The following is an 11,101-nucleotide window of genomic DNA, read 5'->3' as shown; positions in this document are numbered from 1 at the left end:
GTTGTGTTCAGAAGCTGCCCACGTGCTGCTCACCGCGGCCGGCCCGGCCGGCCGCGGTGCTTGACTGCCGGGGCAACGCGAGAAGGGCGGACCGCACCATGGCTGACCAGCCTTCTGTGAACGTCGGCGGCGTGACGTACCGGGTGACTCCCGAATACCTGGCGAACGCCTCCAACAACACGGCCTCGACGGCGGCGGAGATCTCCACGCAGCTGGCGGAGCTGAAGACCTATGTGGCCAGTCTGGAAGCGAGCTGGCAGGGCATCGCCCACAACCAGTTCCAGACGCTGATGGCCGAGTACGACATCTACGCACGGATGCTGCACGACGCCCTGGAGGGCATCTCCAAGGGGCTCCAGGGCAACTACGTCAACTACGAGCAGTCCGAGCAGCAGAACCTGACCAACCTCGCCGCGCTCGGCGAGGACCTGCCCAAGGCGCCGTCCGGCACCAACTTCAACTGACCCCTGCCGAGGAGGGTTTGATGGCCAACATCGATGGCACACCGATCTACGTCGGTGAGGGGCTCGCGGCGGCCGGCAGCACGCTGAACGCCAGGGCCGGTGAGATCTCCGGCGAACTCCAGGCGCTGAAAACGCAGTTGGCGCCACTGACGGACGCCTGGCGGGAGAGCCAGGCGGCCACGTACTACCAGGACATGCAGAACGAGTGGGACCTGGCGGCCGACGGCCTGTTCGGCCCGGACGGCGTGCTCGGCCGGATCGCGCACGCCATGCAGGTCAACTGGAACAACTACAGCGACGCCGAGTGGTCGAACATCTCCACCTGGCGGCACTGAGTCCACGGTCCGCGGCCACCCCCGTGAACACCCGCGGCCGAACGGCCGCACCGTACGACACCGAAGGAAACGTCCGTGCCCGATGAACGCTGCCGGGTCACCGTGGTCGGCGAACGCAGGCGGGTCGACCTGGCCCTCCCGGCGCAGGCCCCGATAGCCGAGTACGTCCCCCGGCTCGCCTCCATGTGCGGCCAGTCCGAGTCCGAGGCCATGCCCGCGGTCTGGTCGCTCGCCGAGCCCGGCGGCCCGTCGCTGGCGCTGGACGACTCGCTCGCGGCGGCGGGCATCGTGGACGGCGCCACCTTGTACCTGCTCGACCAACGGGCGGCGGAACTCGGCGAGTTGACGGTCACCGACCTCGACGAGCAGATCGCCGGGGCCCAGGAGGACAGCGGCCTGTGGAGCGCCCGCAGGCGCGCCCAGTGCGTGCTGGGCGCCGGGCTGCTGTTCATGGTCGGCGCGGCCGTCTGGTTCGGTGCCCAGCGGGTCGCGGGCCTGTGGGCGCTGCTGTTCGGCCCGGCCGCGCTGTGCTGCGCGCTGATCGCGTGGTACGCCGAGCGCAAGAACTGGCCGCTGCCGCGCGCGATGCGGCAGCTCCTGGCGCTGGCGGCCTGCCCGCTGCTGGCCTGCACGGGGCTCGGGCTGCCGGTGCACGGCGCGGTGATCACGCCGATGCTGGCGGCGGGTGGCGCGGTGCTCGGCGCGCTCGCCGCGGTGGTCGCGCTGCCCGCGCCGTCCACGGTGATCCTCCAACTGCTGGCGCTGGCGGCCGCGTTGTTCGTGGTGCCGCTGGCCGCGCTGCACGCGGGGCCGGCCGGCTCGGCGGCCGTGGTGGCGACGGCGCTGTTCCTGGTGACCGGGCTGCTGCCCCGGATCACCAGCCAGATCGCGGTCCTGGTGCCGGACGGCCCCGACACCGGCGCCGCGGCCCTGGACGACGCGGACGTGGCGGCCGTCGTCCGCCGGGGCAACGGACTGCTCACCTTCCTGAGCGTCGTGACCGGGACCGTGCTCGCCGCCGCCCTGCTCACCCTGACGTTCTTCGACGGCGTCTACGGCCTGGTGCTGGTGGCGTGCGTCTCGGTCGGGCTGCTCTTCCAGGCGGGCTCGGTCCGTGTGCTGACCGCGGTGGTGCCCCAACTGGCCGCCGGGGTGGTGGGGTTGCTGGGCCTGGCCGTACGGGTGCCCGGCTATCTGGTCGACTCGCGGGCGGCCGGTCCGATGGCCGCCTTCGCCGCCGGGGTGGTGCTGGTCGCGGTCGGGCTCTTCCTCGCCTTCGGTGCGGCCCTGCGCCCGGTCGAGCAGGAGCGCCCCGCGTGGGCCGGGTCCGCCGCCACCTTCCTCGTCGTGGTGAGCCTGCCGCTGGCGGCCGGTGTCTTCGGCCTGTTCGGCTGGCTGGCCAACCGGGGGAGCGGCCTGTGAGCGCGCCACGGCCGACATCCGCGCCGATATCCGTGCCAGCGTCGGTGCCGATACCGGTGCCGGCGCCGATGCCCGTGGGGTCGCCCGCCCCGGATCGGCGGCGGCCGTGGTGAGAGCGGGCACGCAGCGTGTGGCGCCCGGCAGTTGGGGCAGCCACCGCTCCATCGCGGCGGCGGTCAGGGGCGCCGAGGCCGGCGCCGTGATCACCGTGCAGAGCGGCACGTACACCGAGAATCTGGTGCTCGACAAGGATGTCACCCTGATCGCCAAGGGCGTGGTGCGGCTGGTCGCGCCGCGCGGCCCGGCCGTCACCGTGCACGCGGGCCGCGCCGAACTGCGCGGCTTCGCCCTGATCTCCCCGGCGCCGCGCGAGCCGGGGGTGCTGGTGCGCGGCGGCGAACCAGTGCTGCGGGACTGCGAGATCACCGGCGGCCGCGTCGAGGTCTCCGGGGCCGCGGCGCCCGTGCTGAGCGGGTGCAGCGTGCGGCAGGCCGAGGGTGCCGCGGTGCGGCTGACCGGCACCAGCCGCACCACCCTGGACCGGCTGACCGTCGGCGGCTGCGCCGGGGACGGCCTGGTCGTGGAGGACGAGGCCGCCGCCGAGCTGACCGACTCCCTGGTGGACGGCGCCACCGGACGCGGCGTCGTGGTCGCCGCGGGCGCGCACGCAGAACTCACCCGCTGCGAGATCCGCGACAGCGGCCGGGCCGCCGTCCTGGTGGAGGGCCATGCCACCGCGGTGCTGCGCGCGACCCGGCTGTACGAGGCGGGCGGCAGGGGCGTGTGGACGCGCGGTACGGCCGGCCGCGTCACCGGCCCGGCGGGCGACGGTTTCCGTACGGCGGGGGCCGGCGGCGAGGCCGCCCGCGGCGAGGTGTCCCAGGGCGTCCGCCTGCACGACTGCGAGATCTTCAGGACCGCGGGCGGCGGCGTCCTGGCCGAGGACGGCAGCGCGGTGCTGCTGGACGGCTGCCACGTCCACCACACCACCGGCGCCGCGGTCCTGGTGACGGGCGAGGCGCTCGCCGAACTCGTGTCGGTCCGCGCCGTGGACTGCGCCGACACCGCGCTCGTGGTGAGCGCCACCGCACGGGCCGCCGCCCGCGACTGCACCTTCGCCCGTACCGGCGCCAACGGGCTGTACGCGACCGGCGACGCGGAGGTCGCGCTGACCGGCTGCACCGTACGGGACACCGCGTACACCGCCGTGCACCTCGGCGGCGCCGCGCGCGTGACGGTGACCGACGGCGCGGTCGGCGGCTCCGCCGAGTACGGGGTGCGCGTCACCGAGCGGGCCGAACTCCTCGCGGACGGCTGCGAGGTGAGCGATGTGGAGCTGGCGGGCGTGTCCGTGGAGGGCGGCGACGCGGCGCTGCGCGACTGCCGGATCGATGGCGGCCGGGAGGGGGTGCGGCTGTCCACCACCCACCGGCCGCTGCTGGCCGGCTGCGCCGTCACCGCCGGCGGCGAGACCGGCGTACGCGTCGGCCCCGGCACCGGCGCCCGGCTGGAGGACGTGACGGTCACCGGCGGCATCACCGGTCTGCTGCTGGAGGAGGACAGCACGGCCGTCGTGACGGGCGGCGAGGTGCGCGAGTCCCGGGGCAGCGGCGTCGTCGTACGCGCCGGGGCCCGGCCCGCCGTGCACGGTCTCACGGTCGCGTCGGCCGCGAAGAACGCGCTGTACGTGGAGGAGGGCGGAGCGGGCCGGTACGAGGACTGCCACTTCACCAAGAGCCGTTTCCCCGCCGTCTACGCCGGTGCCCGCTCCCGGTTCGAGCTGCGCCGCTGCGTCGTGGACGGCACCGACACCGACCTGCTGCGGGACGCCGACGCCGAGGTGTACGCGGTGGACTGCCATGTCGCGGACGTGGCCGAGCCGTTGCTGCCGACCCTCGCCGCCCCCTTGTCGCCGGGCGTCGGCGCGGCGCCGACGGGCCGCCCCAACCTCCCTTCCTCCGGGACCGGTTCACCCGGCGCCGGCTCCGCGGAGGGCGCCGGCGGCGCCGAGGCGGACGGCTCCGCGGAGGCTCGGCTGGAGGAACTCCACGCGGAGCTGGGCCGGTTGGTGGGCCTGGACGGCGTCAAGCGCGACGTGGTGACGCTGACGAAGCTGATGCAGATGGTCAAGGTCCGGCAGGACGCCGGGCTCGCGCCGCCGCCGCTGAGCAGGCACCTGGTCTTCGCCGGGAACGCGGGTACCGGCAAGACCACGGTGGCCCGGCTGTACGGCGGATTCCTCGCGGCGCTCGGCCTGCTCAGCCGCGGCCATCTGGTCGAGGCCGACCGAGGCGATCTGGTCGGCGAGTACGTCGGGCACACCGCGCCGAAGACGACGGCGGTCTTCCGGCGGGCGCTCGGCGGTGTGCTCTTCATCGACGAGGCGTACTCCCTGGTGCCGCAGGGGCAGTTGAGCGACTTCGGCGCGGAGGCCGTCTCGACGCTGGTGAAGCTGATGGAGGACCACCGCGACGAGGTGGTCGTCATCGTGGCGGGCTACCCCACCGAGATGAACCGGCTGCTGGAGTCCAACGCGGGCCTGGCGTCCCGCTTCACCCGCACCCTGCACTTCGACGACTACTCGGCGCCGGAGCTGGTGCGGATCGTGGAGCACCAGGCCAGCAGCCACGAGTACACCGTCGCGCCGGAGACCGCCGCCGCGCTGCACGACTACTTCGCGACGGTGCCGCGCGGCGAGCAGTTCGGCAACGGGCGCAGCGCCCGGCAGGTCTTCCAGCGGATGACCGAGCGGCACGCCCAGCGGGTCGCCGAACTCGGCCTGAGCGTCGCCGATCTGGCCGCCGCCGACGACGGGCTGCTGACCGCGCTGCTGCCCGCCGACCTCCCGCCGGCGGAGGCCCTGTGACCGGGCGGTGCGCGGCCGAGCAGCGCGTGACCGGACAGCGCGTGACCGGACGGTGCGCGACCGGGCTGCCGGTGGCCCGGCGGCGTGCCCCGTACGACGACGGACCGGGTGAAAGGCAGGTGCGGTGACGATGGCGGAAGAACCGACGCTCCAGGAGTGGCTCGCGGACCTGGCGGCGCTGAAGGACGCGATCGGGGTGGTGAAGAAGGAGCACACGACGATCTCGGCGCACATGGCGTCGATCGACGCCAAGATGAAGGAGGTCGGCGACCACTGGGCCAGCCCGTCGCACGGCTCCTTCGAGTCCATCACCGCGTGGTACCACCGCAGCCAGCACGACCTGGAGGCGCTGCTGACGGACATCCTCCACCGGATGAACACCAGCTACACCAACTACCACAACGCCGAGCACGCCAACCACGACAACCTCACCGACGGGTCGTCCGGTGGCTGAGCGGCGCCGGGCCGCGCGGCGGGGTTCAGCCCGCCGCGGGCGGGTCCGGGAAGCGGGAGTTGCGGTCGGTCTCGGCGTAGACCTGCCCGGAGTGGTTGAGCAGGGCGATGTACTCGCCGAGCCGTTCCAGCGTGGAGCCGATCTGGAGCAGCGCCCGCTCCTGTGCCGGGTTCATCTCGGCGGCGAACGTCGCGCCGCTGGCGGCGAACGGATTGTCGTGCGTCTTGCCTTCCTGCGGGTCGTACCCGGCCGCGAGCGAGGTGTAGCCGCTGTGGTCGTTCGGGTCCTGGGCGCCCTGCCCGAAGACATGGCCCTTGACGGCCTCGACCTTGGCGCGCAGCTCCTCGTACTTCGCGACCGCGGCGCGCGCCTCGGTGAGCATCGCCTTCTCGGCGGTGCGCAGCGCGCCCAGGTCGATCCTCAGGTCGCCGGACGGCTCGGTGATCTGCTTCGGGTCGCCACCCCCGCCGTCCAGGTCCTTCGGGTCGGTGTTGAAGGACGGCGGCACGTCCCAGGCGACGTGCGTCTCCGGCACCAGGGAGCTGAGGTCCTTGCCGTTGTCGGGCGACGGCGTGGGGGTCGAGCCGTCGTCCGTCGTCTCGGGCAGCGGCGTCGGGTCGTACTTCGAGGTGATCGGCTTGGTCACGGTGTCTCCCTCGTCCGGCGGCCGCACAGTACCGCCGCCAGGTTTACCACTTATATGAGGAATTGTCAGCAGGGGATCGTCACCACAGCCGTCACCTGCGCCTCTTCGGCACCGGCACCGTGTGTGCCCCAACTCCCGGTCGAGAAAGGCGAGTCCATGGCCGACGACAGCACCAACTACGACGTCTCCGTCCTCAAGATCTCCCCGAGCGGCATGAACACCGTCGCCGGCAATCTGCACGACCTCGGCCAAGCCGTCTCGGACAGCCTCGTCACCATCAACAACACCCTCAGCGGGCTGCGCGTCGCCTGGCAGGGCAAGGCCGCCAGCGACGCGGACGACCTCAACAAGGAGTGGGTCCGGGTGATGACCGAACTCTTCGGCACCAAGGACGACCCGAGCAAGGGCGTCCTGCCGACGCTGGCCGACGGCGTCGGCATGGTGTCGGCCAACTACAGCGCGGCCGAGGACGGCATCACCGACCTGTTCAAGAACTTCGCCGACACCTCCGGGAGCAGCAAGGACAAACCCGATGCGGTCACCGACACCAACAAGACGGCCGTCACCATGACCTTCCCCGGCTGAGCGGACCGCCCCAGCCCCCGCCCCCCGCGCCCCACCAGCCAGCTAGGCAGCCACCGTGAGTCGAATCCCCTTCCACCGCCCCGTCCGCATGACACCCCCGCCGATGCCGGAGGGTGTGACGAAACTGGCCGCACCGCCCCAACGGCCGCAGCCGCAGGGCGCGGCGGGCTGGCTGATGCTCCTGCTTCCGCTGCTGTCCAGCATGAGCATGGCCGCGTACATGGTCGCCTACGGCAAGGCGTGGATGATCCTGCTGGGCATCGCCTTCGTCGTGGTGTCCGTGGGCATCACCATCGGGGTCCGGATGCAACTGCGGGGCAGCAGGCGGCGCAACCAACTCCGGCAGCGCGAACGCTATGTGGAGTACCTGGCCGGGATCCGCAGGCAGGCGGTACGGTCCCGGGTCGGCCAGCGGGCCGCCGACGCGTGGCGGCACCCGCACCCGCAGCGGCTGTGGGCGATCGCCGGCCAGCGCCGCCGGGTCTGGGAACGCCGCCCCGGTGACGACGACTTCCTCCGCCTGCGGCTGGGCACCGGCACCGTACCGGCGGCCGACGCGCTGCGGATGCCCGAGCAGAACGATCCGACCGTCGAGGTCGACACGCAGTGCCGGCACGCCGCCGCCGAACTCGTCGCCGCGTACGGCACGGTGCCCGGCCAGGCCGCCTGGCTCGACCTGCGCGCCTCCGGCGTGGTCAGCCTGCTCGGCCCGCGCCCCCGGACCAGGGAACTGGCCCAGACCCTGCTGCTCCAGCTGTCGGTCCTGCACGCCCCGGACGACGTACGGATCGCCGTCGTGACCGGCGGCAACTCCGCCTGGGACTGGGCGAAATGGCTGCCGCACGCCCAGCACCCCGACCAGGAGGCGCCGGTCCGCGAGCAGGAGGCCGTCCCGATGCTCGCCGATGACCTCGCCGGACTCCAGGAGTATCTGCAGAGCACCCTCGACCAGGCCGTGGCCGCCCGCGCCGAGCGGATGAGCCGCCTGGTCACCCAGCGCGACACCAGCCCCCGCCGCCACCTCGTGGTGTTCCTCGACGACTACGAGCCCGAGGCGGCCTGGGCGCGCTCCGCCCTGCTGGCGGCCCTGCTCACCGAGGCGGGCCCCGACCTCGGCCTGCACGTGGTGTGCCTGGTCGAGGAGGAGGGCAGCGAACCCGGCCGGGTCGACGTACGGGCCCGCACCGACATCCGCGGCGGCCTCGTTCTGGAGGGCCGGGCGCCCGCCCTGCACGCGGCGGTCGACAAGGGCGCCGCCGACACCGTCGAGCCCGCCGTGCTCACCGCCACCGCCCGCGCGCTCGCGCCGCTGATGCTCTCCGGCGAGCGCGAACAGGTCCTGTCCGAGCACGTCTCGCTGTCGGGAATGCTCGGCTTCCCCGACATCGCGGCCTTCGACCCGGCCGCCAAACGGCGCGCCCCCGACGAGCGTGACCTGCTCAGCGTCCCCATCGGTGTGACCGGCGCCGGCGAACCGCTGGTGCTGGACCTCAAGGAGTCCGCGCAGGGCGGCATCGGCCCGCACGGACTGGTCGTCGGCGCCACCGGCTCCGGCAAGAGCGAACTGCTGCGCACTCTGGTCACCGGCATGGCGATGGTGCACGCGCCGGAACATCTGGCCTTCGTGCTGGTCGACTTCAAGGGCGGCGCGACCTTCGCGGGCATCACCGAACTCCCGCACGTCTCCGGCCTGATCACCAATCTCGCCGACGATCTCGCGCTGGTCGACCGGATGCGCAACGCCCTCCAGGGCGAACAGCAGCGCAGGCAGCGGATGCTGCGCGAGGCGGGCAACGTCGACTCGGTGCGCGAGTACCAGATACGGCAGGCCGCCGGCGGCACCGACATCCACGGCAAGCCGCTGGAGCCGCTGCCGTATCTGCTCGTCATCGTCGACGAATTCGGCGAACTCCTCTCCCAGCGGCCGGACTTCATCGACCTGTTCGTGCAGATCGGCCGGGTCGGCCGGTCGCTCGGCATGCATCTGCTGCTGGCCACCCAGCGACTGGAGGAGGGCCGGCTGCGCGGCCTGGAGTCCCATCTGTCGTACCGGATCTGCCTGCGCACCTTCAGCGCCGCCGAGTCCCGCGCCGTCATCGGCACCCCCGACGCCTACGCGCTGCCCGCGATCCCCGGCTCCGCCTACCTCAAGGTCGACGAGTCGGTCTACGAACGCTTCCGGGTCGCGCACGTCTCGGCGCCCTATCGCGAACGCGACACCGACAGCACCGCCGTCGCGGCCGAGCCCGTGCCCTTCGCGGTGCACGGCGACCTCCCGCCGGCCGCCCCGCAGGAGCCGGAGGCCGTCCGCTGGGAGTGGACCAAGGACGGCGGCGCGACCGAACTCGAGATCGCCGTCGAGCGGATGCTCACCCAGGACAGCCCCGGCCACCAGGTGTGGCTGCCGCCACTGCCCGCCCGCTTCACCCTGGACTCGCTGCTCGGCGAACCGGAGACCGACCCCGAACTGGGCCTGCGCTGCGCCATGTGGCCGTTCGCGGGCGCGCTGAAATTCCCGGCGGGTGTGCTCGACATCCCCGCCCGTCAGGAACAGCTGCCGCTCGTCATCGACCTGACGGGACGTCAGGGGCACATCGCCCTGGTCGGCGCCCCGCAGAGCGGGAAATCCACCTTCCTGCGCACCGCGATGCTCAGCGCCATGCTCACCCACACCCCCGACGAACTGCAGTTCTACGCCGTCGACATGGGCGGCGGCGCGCTGCACGGCCTGGCCGCCGCGCCCCATGTGGCCGGTGTCGCGGGCCGCCGCGACGAGGAACGGGTACGGCGGGTGCTGGCCGAGGTCGGCCGGCTGGTCACCGCGCGCGAACACATGTTCCGCGACCTCGGCATCCAGTCCGCGGCCGACCTGCGCTCCCGGCGTGCCGCGGGCGACCTGCCCGACGGTGTGCGCTCCGCCGACGTCGTGCTCGTCGTCGACAATCTCGCCGCCCTGCACACCACCGACGACAACGCCGTCGCCGCCCTCACCGACATCGCCGCCCGCGGCCTCGGCGTCGGCATCCACCTGTGGGTGACCGCCAACCGCTGGGCGGAGATCCGGATCAGCCTGCGCGACAACATCCCCGGCCGCCTCGAACTGCGGCTCAACGACCCGTCCGAGTCCGAGATCAGCCGCCCGGCCGCACGCGCCATGGGACAGGGCCTGCCCGGCCGCGGCCTGGCCTCGCCCGGTCTCAGCCACCACATCGCGCTGCCCCGGCTCGACGGCCTCGACGAGCCCGAGTCGATCGCCGACGCCGAACGGCGGCTGGTCGCCCGCATCGCGTCGAGCTGGCAGCGGCCCGCGGCGCCCGCGCTGCGGGTGCTGCCCGAACGGCTCACCGTCCGCGAACTGGCCGCCGCCGGGGCCCCCGCGCCCGCCGACCGCTGGGAGGGCCACGGCCCCGGCATCGGAGAACGCGATGTGCCCATCGGGCTGCGCGAGTCCGACCTGCGCCCGGTCGGCCTCGATCTGACCTCCGGCGCACCGCACTTCGTGGTCTTCGGCGACTCCGGGGCGGGCAAGACCACCTTCCTGCGCTCCTGGATGCGCGGCCTGGCCGCCCGGCACAGCGCGCGCGACCTGCGCTTCATGGTCGTCGACTACCGGCACAGCCTGCTGGACGTGCTGCCCGAGGAGTACATCGGCGCCCGCGGCGGCAGCGCCGACCTGGTGGCCGGCCAGACCGCGGCGCTGGCCGAGACACTGCGCTCGCGCATCCCGCCCGCCGACGTCACCCCCGCCCAGCTCGCCGAACGCGGCTGGTGGCAGGGCCCGGAGCTGTACGTCGTCGCCGACGACTACGACCTGGCGGCCGGCGCCATGGGGCGCGGTCCGCTGGCGCCGCTCGCCGAATTCATCCCGCAGGCCGCCGAGTTGGGCTTCCACCTGGTCCTGGCCCGCCGGGTCGGGGGCGCGGGGCGCGCCCTGCTGTCGGACCCGCTGCTGAGCCGGCTCAAGGAGATCGGCGCCGGCGCGCTGCTGCTCTCCGGCGATCACCGCGAAGGCGTGCTGATCGGCGAGCAGCGCGCCCACCTCCGGCCGCCCGGCCGCGGCACGCTCGTCCGGCGCGGCCATGAACCCACCCTCGTCCAGGTCGCCGTCGACCCCCGGGACGTACCGGACGACGAGCAGTGGGGCGCAGCGGCCGGGCCGGTGCCGGCAGGGACCGTGGCGGCGGAATCCGTGGTGACGGAGTCCGGACACGCGGAGTCGGTACGCACGGAGTCCGTACGCACGGAATCCGTGCAGACGTAGGCCGTTCGCCGGTCGGCGCACCGGACACCAGCGAGCCCAGCAGGCCAGGACGCCCAGGGAAGGCGGGA

The 11,101-nt window shown here is 73.4% G+C and carries 8 protein-coding genes; 7 read left to right on the top strand and 1 reads right to left on the bottom strand.

Annotated features, from left to right (window positions below; all coding sequences use genetic code 11):
* Positions 1-98 precede the first annotated feature (98 nt).
* The 5 genes from BM076_RS23430 (at position 99) to BM076_RS23410 (ending at position 5,541) form a co-directional block, all read left to right on the top strand.
* A complete protein-coding gene (locus BM076_RS23430; protein WP_093715658.1) occupies positions 99-464 on the top strand; it encodes a WXG100 family type VII secretion target in 366 nt (121 codons plus the stop codon).
* Positions 465-484: 20 nt separating this feature from the next.
* Positions 485-799 (top strand): WXG100 family type VII secretion target, encoded by a 315-nt coding sequence (locus BM076_RS23425; protein WP_093715657.1) that lies wholly within the window; start codon positions 485-487, stop codon positions 797-799.
* Positions 800-874: 75 nt separating this feature from the next.
* Positions 875-2,221 (top strand): EsaB/YukD family protein, encoded by a 1,347-nt coding sequence (locus BM076_RS23420; RefSeq protein WP_093715656.1) that lies wholly within the window; start codon positions 875-877, stop codon positions 2,219-2,221.
* Between the two features lie 106 nt (positions 2,222-2,327).
* Entirely contained in the window at positions 2,328-5,087 is a 2,760-nt protein-coding gene (locus BM076_RS23415) for a right-handed parallel beta-helix repeat-containing protein (RefSeq protein ID WP_093715655.1), read from the top strand.
* Positions 5,088-5,217: 130 nt separating this feature from the next.
* A complete protein-coding gene (locus tag BM076_RS23410) occupies positions 5,218-5,541 on the top strand; it encodes a hypothetical protein (protein ID WP_093715654.1) in 324 nt (107 codons plus the stop codon).
* A 25-nt stretch (positions 5,542-5,566) separates the two neighbouring features.
* Here BM076_RS23410 and BM076_RS23405 read toward each other — a convergent pair whose 3' ends face one another.
* Positions 5,567-6,187 (bottom strand): hypothetical protein, encoded by a 621-nt coding sequence (locus tag BM076_RS23405; RefSeq protein WP_093715653.1) that lies wholly within the window; start codon positions 6,185-6,187, stop codon positions 5,567-5,569.
* Positions 6,188-6,343: 156 nt separating this feature from the next.
* Here BM076_RS23405 and BM076_RS23400 point away from each other — a divergent pair, with 156 nt between their 5' ends.
* The gene (locus tag BM076_RS23400; RefSeq protein WP_093715652.1) at positions 6,344-6,772 is read left to right on the top strand and encodes a WXG100 family type VII secretion target; all 429 of its coding nucleotides are present in this window, start codon (positions 6,344-6,346) and stop codon (positions 6,770-6,772) included.
* 103 nt (positions 6,773-6,875) lie between these two features.
* Positions 6,876-11,033 carry a type VII secretion protein EccCa gene (eccCa, locus tag BM076_RS23395; protein ID WP_245796251.1) on the top strand — a complete coding sequence of 1,386 codons (4,158 nt, stop codon included), beginning with the start codon at positions 6,876-6,878 and terminating at the stop codon, positions 11,031-11,033.
* Positions 11,034-11,101 lie beyond the last annotated feature (68 nt).

Origin of the sequence: Actinacidiphila alni, from assembly GCF_900112845.1 — a bacterium.
Taxonomy (GTDB): domain Bacteria; phylum Actinomycetota; class Actinomycetes; order Streptomycetales; family Streptomycetaceae; genus Actinacidiphila; species Actinacidiphila alni.
The sequence above is the reverse complement of the archived record's forward strand: the minus strand, read 5'-3'. Positions and strand labels throughout refer to the sequence as shown.

Excerpts from the sequence above, each read along its gene's own strand:
- BM076_RS23430 (WP_093715658.1), top strand. The coding sequence starts at position 99 with ATGGCTGACCAGCCTTCTGTGAACGTCGGCGGCGTGACGTACCGGGTG.
- BM076_RS23425 (WP_093715657.1), top strand. The coding sequence starts at position 485 with ATGGCCAACATCGATGGCACACCGATCTACGTCGGTGAGGGGCTCGCG.
- BM076_RS23410 (WP_093715654.1), top strand. The coding sequence starts at position 5,218 with ATGGCGGAAGAACCGACGCTCCAGGAGTGGCTCGCGGACCTGGCGGCG.
- BM076_RS23400 (WP_093715652.1), top strand. The coding sequence starts at position 6,344 with ATGGCCGACGACAGCACCAACTACGACGTCTCCGTCCTCAAGATCTCC.
- eccCa (WP_245796251.1), top strand. The coding sequence starts at position 6,876 with ATGCCGGAGGGTGTGACGAAACTGGCCGCACCGCCCCAACGGCCGCAG.